Source organism: Kitasatospora sp. NPDC001683, from assembly GCF_053596495.1.
This window is the reverse complement of sequence record NZ_JBSFGK010000084.1, coordinates 1-16,592: the sequence shown is the minus strand read 5'-3', so window position 1 is coordinate 16,592 and position 16,592 is coordinate 1. Positions and strand designations below refer to the sequence as shown.

15 protein-coding genes and 1 pseudogene are annotated in these 16,592 nt (G+C 74.1%); 8 read left to right on the top strand and 8 right to left on the bottom strand.

The genetic code is table 11. From position 1 onward, the window contains the following. Positions 1-276 precede the first annotated feature (276 nt). Positions 277-2,634, bottom strand: a complete 2,358-nt coding sequence (locus ACWCYO_RS32150; protein ID WP_449786179.1) for a tetratricopeptide repeat protein — start codon at positions 2,632-2,634, stop codon at positions 277-279. A 73-nt stretch (positions 2,635-2,707) separates the two neighbouring features. Further along, positions 2,708-4,612, bottom strand: coding sequence for an ATP-binding protein (locus ACWCYO_RS32145; RefSeq protein ID WP_270146099.1), 1,905 nt, complete (start codon positions 4,610-4,612; stop codon positions 2,708-2,710). A gap of 251 nt (positions 4,613-4,863) precedes the next feature. On the opposite strand from ACWCYO_RS32145, the gene ACWCYO_RS32140 reads away from it, so the two are divergent. After that, on the top strand, positions 4,864-5,187 hold the full coding sequence (locus tag ACWCYO_RS32140; protein ID WP_449786178.1) for a hypothetical protein: 324 nt from the start codon (positions 4,864-4,866) through the stop codon (positions 5,185-5,187). 103 nt (positions 5,188-5,290) lie between these two features. On the opposite strand, the gene ACWCYO_RS32135 is transcribed toward ACWCYO_RS32140, so the two are convergent. Beyond that, on the bottom strand, positions 5,291-6,472 hold the full coding sequence (locus ACWCYO_RS32135) for a TetR/AcrR family transcriptional regulator (protein ID WP_270146097.1): 1,182 nt from the start codon (positions 6,470-6,472) through the stop codon (positions 5,291-5,293). Between the two features lie 198 nt (positions 6,473-6,670). Here ACWCYO_RS32135 and ACWCYO_RS32130 point away from each other — a divergent pair, with 198 nt between their 5' ends. Then, complete coding sequence (locus ACWCYO_RS32130) at positions 6,671-7,828, top strand: acyl-CoA dehydrogenase family protein (RefSeq protein WP_270146096.1); 1,158 nt, start codon at positions 6,671-6,673, stop codon at positions 7,826-7,828. Positions 7,829-8,016: 188 nt separating this feature from the next. On the opposite strand, the gene ACWCYO_RS32125 is transcribed toward ACWCYO_RS32130, so the two are convergent. Beyond that, on the bottom strand, positions 8,017-8,283 hold the full coding sequence (locus ACWCYO_RS32125; protein WP_270146095.1) for a hypothetical protein: 267 nt from the start codon (positions 8,281-8,283) through the stop codon (positions 8,017-8,019). Between the two features lie 134 nt (positions 8,284-8,417). On the opposite strand from ACWCYO_RS32125, the gene ACWCYO_RS32120 reads away from it, so the two are divergent. After that, the gene (locus ACWCYO_RS32120; protein ID WP_270146094.1) at positions 8,418-8,735 is read left to right on the top strand and encodes a cupin domain-containing protein; all 318 of its coding nucleotides are present in this window, start codon (positions 8,418-8,420) and stop codon (positions 8,733-8,735) included. Here the strand turns inward: ACWCYO_RS32120 and ACWCYO_RS32115 are convergent. Then, on the bottom strand, positions 8,725-9,318 hold the full coding sequence (locus ACWCYO_RS32115; protein ID WP_270146093.1) for a TetR/AcrR family transcriptional regulator: 594 nt from the start codon (positions 9,316-9,318) through the stop codon (positions 8,725-8,727). The two genes, ACWCYO_RS32120 and ACWCYO_RS32115, sit on opposite strands and share 11 nt — an antisense overlap. 177 nt (positions 9,319-9,495) lie before the next feature. Here ACWCYO_RS32115 and ACWCYO_RS32110 point away from each other — a divergent pair, with 177 nt between their 5' ends. Beyond that, positions 9,496-11,070 carry an MFS transporter gene (locus ACWCYO_RS32110; protein ID WP_449786177.1) on the top strand — a complete coding sequence of 525 codons (1,575 nt, stop codon included), beginning with the start codon at positions 9,496-9,498 and terminating at the stop codon, positions 11,068-11,070. Between the two features lie 126 nt (positions 11,071-11,196). On the opposite strand, the gene ACWCYO_RS32105 is transcribed toward ACWCYO_RS32110, so the two are convergent. Then, positions 11,197-11,355: a hypothetical protein gene (locus ACWCYO_RS32105; protein ID WP_449786176.1), complete on the bottom strand. Its 159-nt coding sequence runs from the start codon at positions 11,353-11,355 to the stop codon at positions 11,197-11,199. Between the two features lie 154 nt (positions 11,356-11,509). On the opposite strand from ACWCYO_RS32105, the gene ACWCYO_RS32100 reads away from it, so the two are divergent. From ACWCYO_RS32100 to ACWCYO_RS32085, 4 genes are all read left to right on the top strand, one after another. Beyond that, positions 11,510-12,142, top strand: coding sequence for a class I SAM-dependent methyltransferase (locus ACWCYO_RS32100; protein WP_270146091.1), 633 nt, complete (start codon positions 11,510-11,512; stop codon positions 12,140-12,142). A gap of 109 nt (positions 12,143-12,251) precedes the next feature. Next, complete coding sequence (locus tag ACWCYO_RS32095) at positions 12,252-12,821, top strand: isoprenylcysteine carboxylmethyltransferase family protein (protein ID WP_449786175.1); 570 nt, start codon at positions 12,252-12,254, stop codon at positions 12,819-12,821. Positions 12,822-13,019: 198 nt separating this feature from the next. Then, the gene (gene tatA, locus ACWCYO_RS32090) at positions 13,020-13,301 is read left to right on the top strand and encodes a Sec-independent protein translocase subunit TatA (protein ID WP_270146089.1); all 282 of its coding nucleotides are present in this window, start codon (positions 13,020-13,022) and stop codon (positions 13,299-13,301) included. 192 nt (positions 13,302-13,493) lie between these two features. Then, entirely contained in the window at positions 13,494-14,012 is a 519-nt protein-coding gene (locus ACWCYO_RS32085) for a potassium channel family protein (protein ID WP_449786174.1), read from the top strand. A gap of 62 nt (positions 14,013-14,074) precedes the next feature. Here ACWCYO_RS32085 and ACWCYO_RS32080 read toward each other — a convergent pair. After that, positions 14,075-14,450 (bottom strand): annotated as a pseudogene (locus ACWCYO_RS32080) (VOC family protein). A 137-nt stretch (positions 14,451-14,587) separates the two neighbouring features. After that, positions 14,588-16,204, bottom strand: a complete 1,617-nt coding sequence (locus ACWCYO_RS32075) for a protein kinase domain-containing protein (RefSeq protein WP_449786173.1) — start codon at positions 16,202-16,204, stop codon at positions 14,588-14,590. Between the last annotated feature and the right edge of the window lie 388 nt (positions 16,205-16,592).

Below are 16,592 nucleotides of genomic sequence, written 5' to 3'. Positions count from 1 at the left end.
GCCGCCCCTGGTGGCCGCCGGCCACCGTTCGATCTCGGGATACACCTTGCCTGATCGAACAGCTGGACGCACATGTACGCGACGTCCCGCGGCGGCGCCCCCGGGCGCCTACCCGGCGCGGTGCGGTCGGCGGGCTCCGCTCCGGACCGGCGGGCCCGGAGCGGTTCGACCGCCACGTGAAGCATCGGCGAGGACTCACCCCGACGCGAGATGTTCCCCGACCCGGCGCGGGGCATGCCGACCGAACCGGGCCGGGGACCCGGGGAACCGGGCGGCTCAGATGTCGTAGCGCTCGATGATCTCCGTGTGCCGGCGCAGGTCGACCCCCGCCGCGTCGGCCAGTTCGAGCCAGGTGACCGGGTGCTCCCAGCCGGCCGTGAGCTCGTGCAGCAGCGCGTCGGCGTCCTCGGCCGAGGCGGTCGGCGGGAGGCCGAGGGCGGCGTAGACGCCGGGCAGGTCGTCCTCGTCCCGCTCCGGGTCCGGGAGCCGGTACTGCTCCCCGCTGTACACCCAGAGCGCGTAGCCGGCCGCCCGCAGTTCGTCCCGGAACCCGGCCCAGGCTTCGTCCGCGGGCCGGACGCCGTCGATCCAGTACGTGGTGTAGCCGGCCGGGTCGAGCAGGGTCAGCAGCGCGAAGGTGGGGCGCCAGTTCGCCCGTTCCTCCTCGGGGGCGTCCTCGGCCGGCGGGCGCTCCAGCAGGGCTGGGGCGAAGACCACCACGTCGCCGTGGTTGAGCGTCAGGTCCGCGCCCAGCACCGGCAGGATCCGGGCGGTGGCCGGGCCCGTCCGGACGGCGGGCAGGTCCACCGGGGTGCCGTTGGTGCGGGTGGCGCGGACGGCGATCAGCTGCCACTCCTCGTCCACCGGGCCCTCGGGCCGGTCGAACTCGATGCCGATCCGCGCGCCGGTGGAGCGGACCACGGCCCAGTCCCGGTTGGCGCTGGCCGCGGTGATCAGGTGCCAGAGGTCGGGCTCCTGGACCGTCCGGTGGAGCTCCGCCTCCCCCGCCTCCTCGGCGGGCAGGGCGTGCTCCAGCAGCTCCTGGTAGAGGCGCTGCGCGGTGACGTGGTCGCCCAGCTCGGTGGCGGCGGCCGCGGCCAGCCGGCGAGTGTTGATCCACCTCGCGTCCAGCGCCAGGATCGCCTCGCACTGCTCCAGCACCTCGGCCCAGCGCTGCTCGGCGGCGGCCCAGCGGGCGCGTATCCAGTGCGCGTCGGCCGGGCTGGTGGCGGCCAGTCGGTCGGCGAGGCGTCGCACGCCCTCGGCGTCCCGGGCCTCGATCAGGGCCTGGCCGAGCGTGCCGGTGAGCTCCTGGCTGCCCGGGTCGGCGTCCAGCCGCCGCCACAGCAGGTCGGCGGCGGCCCGGGCGTGGCCGAGGCCGCCGAGCACGTTGGCCAGCACCACGGCCAGGTCGGTGGCGCCGGCCTGCTCACCCCGGTACCGGTCCAGGGCGACGGAGAGCAGGTCGGCGCCGGTCTCGAAGGGCACCTGGGCCTCGGCCAGGTGTGCCGTCAGTTCGCCGGGCGGGACGGGCAGCTCGGGCACCGGCAGCGCCTCGGCGGCCGCCCGCAGGGCCGCGACCCGCTCGGCCACGCCGGCGGTGCGACGCAATTGGGTGAGTTTACGCTCCCCGGTCGCCGCGAGCGTGAGCGCCACCGTACGGGCGCCGCGGGCGAGCGCCAGCCGACCGGCCGCCAGCAGCAGGTCCACGCACGGGCGGTGCGAGCCGGTGCCGTCCAGGTATCCCACCCAGCCGGCCAGCACGGCGCCCAGTTCGGCGTCGTTCTCCCAGGCGCCGGCCGCGATCAGCAGCTCGACCGTCTCCGTCCAGCTCGCGCGCAGGTCGGCGTGCCGCTCGGCCTCGGCCCGCTCGGGCAGCAGGGCGAGCGCCTCCGTCGTGCGCCCGAGCGCGGCGAGCGCGCGGGCCCGCTGCAGGGCGCCCCAGCGCCGGTCGCTCTCGTCGATCTCCTCGCCCCGCGCCCGGGCCGCCCGCTCGGCGGTGTCCAGCAGGGTGAGCACCTCCTCGTGCCGGCCCAGCAGGTGCAGGGCGCCGGCCCGGGTCCGGTGGAAGCGGAGCGAGACCTCCTGGCCCGCGCCGCGCATCCGGGCGGCGGCGGTGTCCAGGTGGGCGAGCGCGTCGGCGGGCCGGTCGTCGTCCTCCAGGGCGCCGGAGTACTCGCGGGAGAGGCAGTCGAAGCAGGCGCGACCGGGTTCGATCCGGTCCAGCGTCTCGCCGACCACCTCGAGGCGCTCGCGCGCGTACCCGGGGCCGTCGACCCGGGCGTGGCAGATCGCGAAGTCCTGCACCACGCAGACGGACTGCGGGCAGCCGGCCGTCTCCTCCCGGTGGGCGAAGTCCAGCAGGTCGACCACCTCGGGCATGACGGACTCGCCCTGCTGGCGCTTGTTCAGCAGGTTCTGCATCCGCCAGTGCCGCAGGTAGACCTCGACCCAGGGCAGGCCGAGGGCCCGGGCGGAGGCGATCGCCTCCGGGTAGGCCGCGTCGAGCTGCTCGTTGCGCCCCTCGGTGGCGTGCTCGGGCAGCTCGTACATGGCGTCGGCCAGCCGGCGGTGGCCGGCCGCGTACAGCTGCTGGTGGGTGTCGCGCACCCAGGCCCAGATGTCGGTGGTCATGTCCGTTCCCCCTGCGTCGTGCTGATGAGTTGTCTACCGCGAGCCACTGACAATCCGTCCGCCGGGCGGTCCGTCACGTCTCCGCCGGGAGGTCGCCGGGGCTGTCCGGAACGCCGGGCAGGCCGGCCGGGACGGCGGCGGTCAGGGCGGAGACGGCGGTGCCGATGCCGGCCAGCGCGGCGCCGAGGTCCCCTTCGGAGGGGCCGGTGGAGGCCGCCGCCATGATCACCTTGAGCGAGCGGAGCAGGCCGGCCGCGGTGGCGCTGCCGGTGTGCCCGGCGCGGTAGGCGGCGAGCAGGTCCTGGACGGCCGGGCAGGCCAGGTTGAGGTAGAGCCGGGCCCTGACCCCGCCGTCGGTGCGGGCGGTGAACGCCCGGGCCAGCCGCAGCGCGGCGGACGGGATCCGGGCGTCGGCCTGGTCGTCCTCGATCCGGGCCTTCAGTTCGGCCTCGCGGTCCGGCACCAGGACCAGCGGCAGGCCGGGCGGGTCGAAGCGGGCCGGGACGAGCTGCTCGCCCGGGTCGGCGAGGGCGCCGGACAGCCAGGCCGACTCCTCGGGCGGCAGCGGGCGCTCCGGGTCGCGGAACAGTTCGCGGTTGCCCTGCTCGCTGCCCAGCTCGACCAGTCGGCAGCCGCGCAGCTGGGCGTAGCGGCGCAGGAACGGCAGGACGGCGTACCGGTCGCCGCGGGCGATCGGCACCCGCATCGCCCGGTACAGCATCTCCTCGAAGCCGCCGCCGGTGCCGAGCGCGACGTGCACGGCTCCCCCGCCGGCCGCCCGCAGTCCGCCCGCGGTGAGGTCGCCCTGCGAGGTGGGCACCGGGACGTCGTCGGCGAGCAGGGTGAACAGCCGCTCGTCGCAGAGCGCGGCGCCGAGCAGGTCCTGGCCGTGCCGGGTGAGGATCCGGCGCCAGGCGGCGGGCCGCAGCCGGGCCGTCTCGTAGAGACCGTCCACGACGGCGTCGGTGAGAGCCTGCTGGAGCGCGCGGTAGTGCTCGTCGCGCTGGAGGTCCTCGCGGCTGGCGGTGGGGGTGAGCCGGCTGGACTCGATCACCCCGCCGATGAACCCGGCCCAGCCGGGCAGCAGGTCGCGGGCGTCCTCGGCGAGCAGCATGCCGCGCAGGTAGACGGCGAGGTCGCGGTTGTCGCTGCTGCCGTAGGTGCCGCCGTCCTGGACCCAGAGCAGGCCGACCGCGTCGGTGGCGCCCTCGACCGGGCTGACGGGGAAGGCGGTGAGCGGTTCGAAGCGGCGGCCGAAGGCGGTGGCGAAGCGCATCCGGGCGGCGTGCTGGTCGCCCGGCACTTGCCGGCGCCACGGCACCTGGACCGAGTTGACGGGCTGCTCGTCCTCGCCGACGAAGACCGGAATGGGCAGCAGCACGCAGTAGCGGCCGAGGACTTCGCGCAGCGCGACCTCGTCGGCGAGGTGGGCGTGCTCGGCCTTGAGTGCCAGTTCGACCACGGTGCCGGGCTGCGGACGGGCGGGTACCGGCTCGACCTGGTAGTGCTCGCCGCCGCGGCTGCGGTAGCGGTGGCCGAGCCGCGGCTCGCGGTGCGAGGTGGTGGTGACGGTCACCTCGTCGGCGACCGAGAAGGCGGAGAGGAAGCCCAGGCCGAAGGCACCGATCAGCTCCTGGTTGCCGGTCAGTTCGCGCAGCATCCGGGTGTAGCCGGTGCCGACGGTGGCCAGGTAGGCGTGGATCTCCGGCTCGGTGAGGCCGGCCCCGGTGTCCTCGATGGCGACGGTCCGCCGCGCGGCGTCGGCGCGCACCCGGATCAGCGGACGGTGCTCGCCGTCCGGGTCCTCCAGGAGCCTGCGGGTGTGCGAGTCGTGGGCGTTCTGGACGAGTTCGCGCAGGGCGACCAGCGGGGTGGAGTAGAGATGGGTGGCGAGGACGTTCACCAGGCCGCCGAGGTCGACCTCGGTGGTGCGCAGGTCCTCGGCGGGGGTGGGCTCGGTCGGGGCACCTTCAGACATGGGTCCCCAGTGTGCCAGTGCGACAATCTGCCGACCATTTCCTTCCAGCCGCCAGTCTCCACCGGCGGAATGACGGATTCTGGTCAACGTCGAATTGACCGATCCCCCACCATCGAGGGAAAGGCCACCCGTTTGGTGGAGTTCGTCCACGTCGCTGGTGAATGCTGATCACGCGACGTCAGGCAACGGCGCTCCGGGGCGGCCACTCCGGATCGCGCCGCAATTCGCACTTCCAGTTCAGGGGGACCAGCGTGTCCCGTAGCCGCGCAGCCGCCGCCGTCACCACCCTCGGAGCCTTCCTCCTCGTCGGCGTCGGCGCCGCCACCGCGCACGCCGACAACGGCGCCGGCGCGATCGACCGCTCCAACAGCAGCGTCGTGAGCGACGTCGGTTCCGGCAACGTCATCGGCAGCGCCACCGGCAACGTGGTCAACACCCAGCAGACCGCCACCGGTTCGGGTGCGAGCAACCAGAACAACGGCCTCGCCGTGGCCGGTAACGGCGGCAACGTCGGCGCCCTGCAGGGCAACGGGAACTTCGACGCCCGGGTCTACTACCCGCACGTCCTCTCCTAGTCCCTGGTCGCTCACCGGGGCCGGTGCCCGGCGGCACACCACGGGCCGTGCCGGGTGCCCGCCCCGCGCCGACGGGGGCGGGGCGGGCGCCCGGCACGGCGCGCTACTCCCGGACCCCGAGCTCCCGGACCCCGAGCTCTTGAACCCCCAGCACCGCCCGGCCCAGCCGCCGCAGGCAGTCGCCGAGGTCCGGCCTGGCGCTGTGCGGACGGTTCCGCACCCCGTCGTTGACCAGCGAGAACAGCGCGTGCACCCGGATCCGGGCGGTCGCCGCGTCGTCCTCCGGGCGGACCTGCCGCAGCAGGTCGACCCAGGTGCGCAGGAAGTCGCGCCGGAAGTCCACCGCGACCCGGCGGTCCGGCGGGGCCAGCCGCTCGGTCTCGCTGAGCATCGCGCCCAGATAGTCGCCGTTGCGCAGCGCGAAGTCGACGTACGCGCCGAGCCCGGCCGCCAGCGCCGCCCGCGGCCCGGCGGCGGTCGCGATCGCGCCGTCCACCTCGTGCCAGAGCCGCTCCCGGCTGCGCACCAGGGAGGCGGCGAGCAGGTCGGCCTTGCTGTCGAAGTGCCGGTACACGCTGGGGCCGGAGATGCCGACGGCGGCGCCGAGTTGGTCGGTGCTGACGTTGTCGAAGCCGCGCTGGTGGAACAGCCGGACGGCCGCCGCCAGCAGTTCCTCCCGGCGCGCCTGCGGCCTCGGCTGCGGCGCGGGTGCGGCCACCGGCCCGGCGGCCGTGCCGTCCAGGGACACCGCGAGCACGGCCGCGACCAGTTCGCGCAGCAGCGCCTCGGCCCGGCGGGGCTGCGGCGCGGCCGACTGGTAGGACAGCCCGGCACAGCCGGAGAGCGCCGACCAGCAGAGCAACTCGGCGTCTGCGCCGTCTAGTTCGGGCCGCTCGGCGCGCAGCACCGCGGTCATCAGGGCGACGTCCGCGCGGAGTTCGCGGCGCAGCTCGGCTCGGCGGGCGGCCGGCAGCAGCCGGGCGTCGCGCTGCACCAGGGTGCCGAGCGGGCGGTGGCCGACCGCCACCGCGGCCAGGGCGGCGCCGAGTTCGTCGGTGCTGCCGGCCGCGCGCAGGCCGTCGGCGAGCGCGTCCAGGCCCAACCGCACGGCGCGGTCGAGCAGTTCGGGCTTGCCGCGGAAGTGCCGGTAGAGGGCGGGCGCGGTGATGCCCACCCCGGCGGCGACCTCGGTCATCGAGACCTGGTGGTAGCCGCTGCGGTGGAAGCGGTCGGCGGCCACGGCGAGGATCTGGGCGCGCCGGCCGGGCGGCCGTCGGACCACCATGACGCACCTCCTCCGCGAACTCCTTTGAACGCCGTCCAAAGGCTAGCAAGGATTCACTTGACGCTCCGCTCCGCCCGCGATCCCGGGCCGGACGACTCTGGACAGCCGAAGCTACCCGGGATTAACTTGTGGGGCCACCACCTGGGTCGTTCCGCCGTGGCCGGTACTCCGGCCGGCACCGTCGAAGGGAGCGCCGCCGTGCGCCGCACCGTGTTCAACGAGGACCACGAGGCCTTCCGGGAGACCATCCGGGACTTCATCGCCAACGAGGTCGTCCCGGTCTACGAGAGCTGGGAGGCCGACGGCCACCCGCCCCGCGACTTCTACCGCCAGCTGGGCGAACTCGGCGTCTACGGCATCGAGGTGCCGGAGGAGTACGGCGGCGCGGGCGAGAGCGGGTTCAAGTACCAGGCGGTGATCGCCGAGGAGACCGCCCGGGCGGGCGTGAGCTTCGGCTCCTCCGGCGTGCACACCGGGTTGGTGCTGCCGTACCTGCTGGAGTACGCGAACGAGGAGCAGAAGCGGCGCTGGCTGCCCGGCTTCGTCTCCGGCGACATCATGACCGCGATCGCGATGACCGAGCCGGGCGCCGGCTCCGACCTCGCGGGCATCTCCACCACCGCCCGGCTCTCCGAGGACGGCACCCACTACGTCCTGAACGGCGCCAAGACCTTCATCACCGGCGGCGTGCTGGCCGACCTGGTCCTGGTGGTCTGCCGCACCTCGCCGTACGACCCGGAGAACCGCCGGGCCGGGCTGTCCATCCTGTGCGTGGACACCACCTCGCCCGGCTACTCGGTCGGCCGCAAGCTGCAGAAGATCGGCCTGCGCACCTCGGACACCGCCGAGTTGGCGTTCAGCGACGTCAAGGTGCCGGTGGAGAACCTGCTCGGCGAAGAAGGCCGGGCCTTCTCCTACCTGACCCACAACCTGGTGCAGGAGCGGCTGGCGATCGCCGTCGGCGCGTACGCGGCGGCCGCGGCGGCGATCCGGTTCGCGGTGCAGTACGTCAAGGACCGCAAGGTGTTCGGCAAGGCGGTGGCCGAGTTCCAGAACACCAAGTTCACCCTGGCCGACTGCCAGGCCCAGGTGCTGGCGCAGCAGTCGATGGTGGACCGCGCGCTGGAGCTCTACCAGGACGGGGAGCTGACCGTCGCGGACGCGGCGGCGGCGAAGCTGTTCTGCACCGAGTCGGCTTCCACCGTGATCGACAAGTGCCTGCAGCTGCACGGTGGTTACGGCTACATCCTGGAGTACCCGATCGCCCGGCTCTACACCGACAACCGGGTGTTCCGGATCTACGGCGGCACGAGCGAGGTCATGCGCAGCATCATCGCCAAGTCGCTGGGGCTGTAAGGGCCGCAAGGGCTGCAAGGGCGTTCCAGGCGCTCACGGCCGCGTCAAGCTGCGCCGCGTCAAGCTGCGGCGGGCCGCACCCCCATGGCGGCCCGCCGCGTCCCTGTGTCCGCACGGGCGCACGGGCCTACGGGCTCACGGGCTCACAGGCCTACGGACGCACGGGCTCGCGGGCGCGCCCGGTCGGCTCAGTTGGGCGAGCCGTGCTCCGCGCGCCAGGCCTCCCAGCCGGCGGTGGAGGCCACCCTCGCCTCGTGCAGGGCCCGCTGGGCGAGCGCGCTCGGCGGGGTCTCCAGGCTGCGCACCCAGCTGCGGCCGGCGTTGAACAACGCGGCACACACCAGCGCCGCCCCGGCCGCGCCGAGCACCGAGCCGATGCCGGTCAGCGCCACTCCGCCGACCAGCAGCGAGCGGTTGACCTGGAACCCGTTGGAGATCTTCTGGTTGGTCGCCATGCCTCCACGATGCGGGCAGTCGGCGGGGGCTGCACCTCGGGTGGCCCGCTCCGCGGCTCTCCGGGTGCGCGTCGCCGGTGCGTCCGCCAGCCTGGGCACACGGCCTGGGCACCGGCTTGAGGAGGAGGCGCGCGATGCCCGATCTCGAACGGCTCGCCGTGGAGCACGCCGCCCTGGCGGCCGAGAGCCCGCACGGACGCAGCGCCCACCTGGTGCTGCACGACGGGATGCTGCGGCAGACCGTGATCGCGATGACCGCCGGCACCGCGCTGGACGAGCACACCCCGCCCACCGCCGGGAGCGTCCAGGTGCTGCGCGGCCGGGTCTCGTTGACCATCGCCGGGCGCCTGCTGGAGCTCTCCGTCGGTGAGCTGGAGCCCGTCCCGCAGGAGCGGCACGGGCTGCTGGCACACGTCGACTCGGTGGTGCTGCTGACCGCCGTCACGGCGTAGCGTCGGATCCCAACACGCTGCCGCTGACCAGCCGGAGCCCGCGCAGGAACTCGTACCCGTTCGGAGCCAGGTCGGGCGCGGCCAGCCACTGGGCGACGTAGCCGGCCAGCAGGATCTGGTAGAAGGCGCCGCGGGCGAGCTCCTCCTCGGTGTCCGGCACCTCGGCGACCCCCTGGAACACCGCGGCGAGGCCGAGCCGGCCCTCCTTCTGCGCGTCCTCCAAGGCCTTGGCGAGCTCGGGGTCGTGCCCGGCCTGGGCGAGGGCCTCGAACTGGGCCGCCCAGAGCCCGCGGTGCTCGACGAAGACGTCCCGGAGGCCGTTCCAGACAGCCGCGAAGCGCAGCTCCGGATCGTCCGACACCTGGCTGGCGCCGTACACCACCGCCGCCAGGGCCTCACCCATCTCGCCGATCGCCTCGATCATCGCGGCGTTGAGCAGCGCGTCCTTCGAGCCGAAGTGGTAGCCGATCGCGGCCAGGCTCACGCCCGAGGCGGTCGCGATGTCACGGGCCCTGGTGCGCCCGTAGCCCTTCTCGTACAGGCAGCGCTTGGCGCCGGCCATCAGGTCTTCGCGGTTTCCCATGCGCCGATCCTACGGGCGGACTGCACAGACGTCTTGCACAAGTGTCTTGCACATTTTTTGTCTTGCACGTTTGTCTAGCACCTTTGCCTTGCGCGATCGTCTTGCGCAGATGTCTTGGACGTTCGTTTTGCACATTCGTACTAGACAAATGTCTGACACGTCCGTACCGTCTTCCCCATGACCGCAACCACCGGCCGCGCAGGCCGTCGCGAATGGATCGGCCTGGCCGTCCTCCTGCTCCCGACGCTCGTCCTGTCCATGGACATGGGCGTGCTGTTCTTCGCCGTCCCGTACATCTCCACCGAGCTGGCGCCCACCGGCACCCAGCAGTTGTGGATCATGGACATGTACTCGTTCCTGTTGGCCGGACTGCTCATCACGATGGGCGCGCTGGGCGACCGGATCGGCCGCCGCCGGCTGCTGATGATCGGCGCCGCGGGCTTCACCGGCGCCTCGCTGCTGGCCGCCCGCTCCGGCAGCGCCGACCAGCTGATCGCCGCCCGCGCCCTGCTCGGCATCGCCGGGGCCACCGTGATGCCCTCGACCCTCGCGCTGATCCGCAACATGTTCCACGACCCCAAGCAGCGGCAGACCGCGCTCGGCGCCTGGGGCGGCGTGCTCACCGCCGGGGCCACCCTCGGCCCGGTCGCCGGCGGACTGCTGCTCGACCACTACTGGTGGGGCTCGGCCTTCCTGGTGGCCGTTCCGGTGATGGTCCTGGTGCTGCTGACCGCGCCCGTCCTGCTGCCCGAGTACCGCACCGCCACCCGCACCGGCCGCTTCGACCTGCCCGGCGCCGCGCTCTCGCTCGCCGCGATCCTGCCGCTGGTCTACGGGGTCAAAACCCTCGCCGTGAACGGCTGGAGCCCGCTGCCCGCCTTCGCCGTCGCGGCCGGACTCCTGCTGGCCGGCGCCTTCGTGTGGCGCCAGCGCACCGCCGCGAACCCGCTGATCGACCTGAGCCTGTTCCGGATCCGCACCTTCAGCGGGGCGATCAGCGTCAACACCCTCGCGATGTTCGCGATGATGGGCTTCGCCCTCTTCACCTCGCAGTACCTGCAGTTGGTCAAGGGCATGAGCCCGTTCACCGCCTCGCTCTGGTCGCTGGTGCCGAGCGTCGGTGTCGGCGCGGCGATCGGGATCAGTTCGGCGCTGGCCGGCAAGGTCCGCCCGGCGGCGCTGATGGGCGGCGGCTTCGTGGTCGGCGCGACCGGCTTCGCGATGATGACCCAGGTCGGCCCGCACTCGCCGCTGGCACTCATCCTCACCGCGGCGGGCGTACTGGCCGCGGGCACCGTCGGCACCATGACGATGACCGCCGAGATGGTCGTCTCCGCCGCCCCGGCCGAGCAGGCCGGCGCCGCCTCCGCCACCTCCGAGACCGCCGTCGAACTCGGCAGCTCGCTCGGCATCGCCCTGCTGGGCGCGGCGGGCGCCGCGGTCTACCGACACCAGCTGGACGGCGCCCTCCCGGCGGGCGTCGGCGGCGCGGCCGCCCGCACCGCGCAGGACACCCTCGGCGGCGCGGTCTCCGTCGCGGCCCAGCTGCCCGGGCGGCTCGGCCCGGACCTGCTGGAGACCGCCCGCAGCGCCTTCACGGACGGCCTCCACGTCGCCGCCGCCGTCGGACTGCTCTTCGCCCTCGGCGCCGCCCTCCTGGCCCACCGGCTGCTGCGCCACCTCCCCGCCACCACCCCGGCCCCGGCCCCGGAACAGGCCCCGGCCCCGGAACAGGAACCCGCCGCCGCCTGATCCGTCCACGGCCCCGGTCCACGCGAGTCATCGAGAGCCCCCGTCCACCCGCGCGGGGGCTCTCCGCCGTCCGGGGCAGGCGGGGGCAGGACGGCGGGAGCAGGCCCGCCGTCGCCGACAGCTCGATCATTGCCAGCGCGCGCGAATCATGGCGGCCGTTTCCTCCAGACCGACGGAGCCGTCACGGCGCTCGGCCTCCGCCTCGTCAGCCATCCGGTCGAGCCACTCCTCCTCGGTCTCCGCAGGGTCCCGATTCTCGGCCGGTCCGGTCGTCGACACGCTCACGCGGTGGCGGTACCGCCTGGATCACACCACGCCTGGCCACGGGGAGCGCGGGCCGGATCGCGAGCGCCCCCGGAGCAGGGTGCGGAAGCCGCAGAACCGAACGGGCTCCGGAAAGGCCCGGTGCGGGCGTGGGCGGGCGTGTCAGGGTGGGGGCATGGTGAACGGTCACGGGCGGGTGCGCGGGAGTTACGACGCGGTGGCGGAGGAGTACCTGGGGCGGATCGGGGGTGAGCTGGCGCACAAGGTGGTGGACCGGGCGCTGCTGGGAGCCGTCGTGGAGGAAGCGGCCGGCGGGGTGGTGGCGGACCTCGGGTGCGGGCCGGGGCACGTGTCGGGGTGGCTGGCCGGGCAGGGCGCGCGGGTGGTCGGGATCGACCTCTCGCCGCGGATGGTCGAGCTGGCCGGGCGCGAGCACCCCGGGACCGAGTTCCGCACCGGTGACCTGCTGGCGCTGCCCGCCGCCGACGGGGAGTTCGCGGCCGCGGTGGCGCTGTACTCGGTGATCCACCTGGAACCGGACGAGCTGCTGCCCGCCTTCGCCGAGATGCGGCGGGTGCTGCGGCCCGGCGGGCTGCTGTTGGTCTCCTTCCACCTGGGCAAGGAGGTGCGGCGACTGGAGGAGTGGTGGGGCCACCGGGTCGACGTGGACTTCCACTTCCTGGAGACCGACGCCGTCGCCGCCCGCCTCGCCGGGGCAGGGTTCGCCGTCGAGGCGCGGCTGGAGCGGGAGGGCCTGCCCGAGGAGGCCGACACCCGGCGCGGCTACCTGCTGGCCCGACGGCCCTGAGGACCGTCCACCCGGAGGTGGACGCCGGTGCGTCCACCTCGGGGTGGGTGTCGCGGCGGCCCCGCCGGAGGACCGTGGAGGGGTACCCACGACCGTCAGGAGCCGCCGCATGTCCGTGCCGTCCCTCCTCACCCTGCTCGGCGTCCTCTGCTGGATCGCCTACGAGCTGCTGCTGCGCCGCCGCGAGGACTCGGCGGCCGGCGCCTGGCACGCGGACGACCGCGACCGCGGCTCGACCCGGCTGCTGCTCTCCTGCTACGTCGCGTCCGTACTGGCCGTGGTGCTGCTCGACCGCGCCTCGATCGGCGAACTGCCCACCTGGGCACGCTGGTTCGGGGTCGCGATGGTGGCCGCCGGGCTGGCCCTGCGGGCCTGGGGCATGCGGACCCTGGGCCGCTACTACACCCGCACCCTGCGCACCGTGGACGCCCAGCACGTGGTCCGCTCCGGCCCGTACCGGCTGATCCGCCACCCCGGCTACGCCGGCAGCCTGCTGGTCTGGATCGGCTACGCGCTCGGCGCCGGCGGCTGGGCCGCGGCCCTGGTGGTCGCCGCACCGCTGCTCGGCGCGTACGGCTGGCGGATCGCGGCCGAGGAGCGGCTGCTGGTGGCGTCCTTCGGCCCGGTGTACGCGGAGTACCGGAAGGTGTCCAAGCGGCTGGTGCCGTTCGTCTATTGACCGCGCGGGGCGCGGCGCGGAATGTGGGCGGGCAGCCCGGTGGGGCCGTGCCGCTCGTGGTCCGTTCAAGCAACCCCTGGTTTTCGGCCAGCGTTTCCCGGCCGGTGTATCCGTTCGCCGTCAGGTCCAGGCATACTGGCGAGCATGGGCGCTCGCGCCCACCCGTGACTCTAGACAAGAAGGGACCGGTGGCCAGGGATGCTGCGGAACGGTCTTGAGCCCTGGCACATCTTGGTGGTGCTGGCGGTCGTAGTCCTGCTGTTCGGATCGAAGAAGCTGCCGGAGATGGCCCGCGGCCTGGGCAAGTCGATGCGCATCCTGAAGGCGGAGACCAAGGCGATGCGCGAGGAGGACACCACGGCGGACGCCGGCACCGCGCAGAGCACGGCCGCCCCCCAGCCGGGCGGCGACCGCCCGGCCGTCACGCCGACCAACGTGACCAAGGCCGCCGAGACCAAGCACACCGAGACGAGCGCCTGAGTCGTCCGAGCTCCCCGTCGAGCCCCTGGTGGATCTTCCACCGGGGGCTCGACGCCGTTCCGGGGGCTTGGTCCCGGCCGCCCTCCTCGCGTGGACGACCGGGGCGGCCACGGCGGCCCGATGACCGCTGGCCCCCCGTACGGGGGAGGCCGACGGGCGGTCGACGGTCCGTCGGGTCAGGCTGGGCGGGACATGTCCCGGAACCCGTCGCGCATCGACCCGGCAACCTCCCTCTGGCTGCTGGGTGCCTGCACCGCGCTGATGCTCGCGTACTTCACGCTGCCGCTGCGCGTCCTCGGCCCCCAACGCCCGGTGCTCAGCTGGCTGGTGTTCGCGGGTGCGCTGGTCGGGCTGAGCGCGCTGCTGCTGGCGAAGATCATGGCGGTGCTGGAGGGCCGGGCGCGCCGCCCGGTCGCCTGGCTGGCCTTCCTGATCTTCCTCGCGATGACGGTCTTCGCGGCCAGCTACTACGTCCTCGCCGGCCGCCCGGGCGATTTCAAGGGGCTGCACACCCGGCTCGACGCGCTCTACTTCACCGTCGTCACGCTGGCCACCGTCGGCTACGGGGACATCACCCCGGCCGGGCAGGCACCGCGGCTACTGGTGGTCCTGCAGATCGGCTACAACTTCGTGTTCCTCGCGGCGGCGGCCGGGACGATGTCGCGAACGATCTGGGCGGGTGCCGAGAGCCGGGCGCGCCGGCGGTCCTAACGGCTTGCCGGCTGTCGTAACGGCTTGCCGGCTATCCACAGGCTGTGGACAGCCGGGCGGGCTCAGGGGTGGCTGGTGTCGATCACGCAGAAACGGTTGCCCTCGGGGTCGGCGAGCACCACGAAGTCCGGGTCCGCCGGGCAGCGGTCCCAGTCGACCCGCTCGGCGCCGAGGGCGAGCAGCCGATCGACCTGGGCGGCCTGGTCGGCGGCGTCCTCGGCGTAGAGGTCGAGGTGCACCCGCGGGTGCTCCCGGACGGGCGACTCGCTGAGCCCGAGCGCCAGTTGCACGCCGTGGCCGCCGTCGGCGGGCACCAGGACCACCCAAGTCCGGCTCGACCAGGCCCTCGCGCGGGACGTAGTCGAGGGCGGCCGTCCAGAAGGCCACCGCGCGCGGCAGGTCGGAGACACCGAGGACGAGGGAACTGATCGTCGGCATGGCGCCGTTCTGGTGCAGCATCGGTATCTGAGCCGGCGTCGGAATCGGTGCCCTGCGGCGGAGGCGGAGGCGCAGGCGCAGGCGGAGGCGGAGGCACAGGAGGCGCAGGCGGAGGCGGAGGCGGAGGCGAAGCGGCGTCAGTCGTCCTGGAAGTTGCCGGCGGTGTGGAGGGTGGCGTACAGCGCGGACAGCCGGGCGTTCCAGTTGGCGTAGGTGGGGACGTCGATGGCGTGCTTCTTGCCCAGGTCCTTGATCGTCTTCTGGGCTCCCCTGAGCTGCTGGGCGGCGTCGTCCGGGTTGCCCTCGTTGAGCCGGGCGGCGGTGTCGTCGAGGATCCGCAGCAGCTCGGTCTGCCGGTCGCGCTCCTTGGTGATCTGCGCCTGGGCGACCGCCTGGCGGAAGGACTGCAGCTGCACCTCGGCGGGCTGGTTGCGCGGCACGGCCTGGGTGGGCGCGGGGAGCGCCGCCGAGGTGGTGGGGGCGGCGGAGCCGGCGGCCGGGCCGGGGGCGCCGGCCGTCGGGGTCGCGGCGGGGGCGGTGGGGGCCGCGGAGCCGGCGGAGGTGGCGGCCGGGGGCGCCTTGGTGGCGGCGGCGTGGCCGGCCGGCTCGTCGAAGGCGGTCAGGACCAGGGCGGTGACCCCGGCCAGGCCGGCTATGCCCAGGGCCCCGAGGACGAGGGGTTTGTTGCGGCGGTTCCGGGCGGGCGCGGGCGACGCGGCGTGGGGGCCGGCGTGGGGACCGGGGTGCGGCACGGCGGGCGGCATGGCCGGGAGCGGCGCCATCACCGAGGTCGCGGCCGACACCGGGTGCTGCGGCGCCTGGGGCGGGAGCAGGGTGGTGTGCTGCTGGTCCGGGTGCACCGGGGCCACCGGCGGCAGCACCTGGGTGGCCGCCGCGGTGGTGGCGAGAAGTTCGGCGGTCGGGTCACCGACGGCCAGGCCCGGGACGGTGGCGAGCAGTTCGGCCCGTGCCGCGGCGGCGTCGGCCGGGCGGTGGTCCGGGTTCTTGGCCAGCAGGCGCAGCACCACGGCGTCCAGGGCCGGCGGCAGGCCGGGGCGCCGGGCGGACGGCGGCAGGGGCTGCTCACTGACGTGCTTGAAGGCGATCGCCACCGGGGACTCGGCGGTGAACGGGGTCTCGCCGGTGAGCATCTCGTTCAGGACGCAGCCGACGGCGTAGAGGTCGGTGCGGCCGTCCAGGGCGGAGGCGGTGGCCTGCTCGGGCGACAGGTAGGCGGCCGTACCGAGCACGCTCGCGGTCTGGGTCAGGTTGTTGGAGGAGCCGGCCCTGGCGATGCCGAAGTCCACCACCTTCACGCCGCCGTCGTCGGTGATCATGATGTTCCCGGGCTTGATGTCCCGGTGCACCAGCTCGGCCGCGTGTGCGACCGCCAGCGCCTCGCACACCGCCGCCGCGATACCGACGGCACGCTCCACCGGCAGGTTCGGCTGCTGGGCCAGGACGGCGGCCAGCGAACGGCCCTGGACCAGCTCCATGACGATGAACGGGGTGCCCTGGTCCACGCCCGAGTCGAAGACCATGACGATCCTCGGGTGCACCAGCATCGCGGCGTGCTGCGCCTCGCGGCTGAAGCGCTCGGCGAAGCGGGGGTCGTCGGCGAGGCCGCCGTTGAGGACCTTGACGGCCACCTGACGGCCCAACACGCGGTCGACGCCGCGCCAGACGGTGGCCATACCGCCGACGCCGAGCATCTCGACGAGTTCGTAACGCCCGTTCAGCGCCCGTCCGATCACCTGGAGCTCCCCTCACGTGCGGCGCCCGGGGTCCCGGGGTGCCTCGTGCACCTGTGCACGATAGCCGCCTTGTGGTGGGGGACGGTTGGGGGCGGTGGGGGGTTCTGTGGGGGCGGGGGGCTCTCGGGAGGGTGGGTGGCCGGGGCGGTTCCGGGGGTGGCCGCTCCGGGGCTGGATGATTTTCCGACTGCCGACTCTGTGGGCGCGTGGCCGGGCGCCGTTGGCAGTCTGAAAATCACCCGCAACGCCCCTCTCCGGGCCACCCCCTCCACCGCCCCTCCCGCAGCACATCCCTCTCGCCTGGGTGAGTCGTGGGGGGGAGGTGGGCGTGGGGCGAGGCGGGAGGCGCCGGGGGCGGCGCGGCCGGCCCGGGAGCGGGCGCCGGGGG

Excerpts from the sequence above, each read along its gene's own strand:
- ACWCYO_RS32115 (WP_270146093.1), bottom strand. The coding sequence starts at position 9,318 with ATGGGAAACCGCGAAGACCTGATGGCCGGCGCCAAGCGCTGCCTGTAC.
- ACWCYO_RS32150 (WP_449786179.1), bottom strand. The coding sequence starts at position 2,634 with ATGACCACCGACATCTGGGCCTGGGTGCGCGACACCCACCAGCAGCTG.
- ACWCYO_RS32145 (WP_270146099.1), bottom strand. The coding sequence starts at position 4,612 with ATGTCTGAAGGTGCCCCGACCGAGCCCACCCCCGCCGAGGACCTGCGC.
- ACWCYO_RS32120 (WP_270146094.1), top strand. The coding sequence starts at position 8,418 with ATGCCCGATCTCGAACGGCTCGCCGTGGAGCACGCCGCCCTGGCGGCC.
- ACWCYO_RS32085 (WP_449786174.1), top strand. The coding sequence starts at position 13,494 with ATGTCCCGGAACCCGTCGCGCATCGACCCGGCAACCTCCCTCTGGCTG.
- ACWCYO_RS32100 (WP_270146091.1), top strand. The coding sequence starts at position 11,510 with ATGGTGAACGGTCACGGGCGGGTGCGCGGGAGTTACGACGCGGTGGCG.
- ACWCYO_RS32110 (WP_449786177.1), top strand. The coding sequence starts at position 9,496 with ATGACCGCAACCACCGGCCGCGCAGGCCGTCGCGAATGGATCGGCCTG.
- tatA (WP_270146089.1), top strand. The coding sequence starts at position 13,020 with ATGCTGCGGAACGGTCTTGAGCCCTGGCACATCTTGGTGGTGCTGGCG.
- ACWCYO_RS32125 (WP_270146095.1), bottom strand. The coding sequence starts at position 8,283 with ATGGCGACCAACCAGAAGATCTCCAACGGGTTCCAGGTCAACCGCTCG.
- ACWCYO_RS32095 (WP_449786175.1), top strand. The coding sequence starts at position 12,252 with ATGTCCGTGCCGTCCCTCCTCACCCTGCTCGGCGTCCTCTGCTGGATC.
- ACWCYO_RS32135 (WP_270146097.1), bottom strand. The coding sequence starts at position 6,472 with ATGGTGGTCCGACGGCCGCCCGGCCGGCGCGCCCAGATCCTCGCCGTG.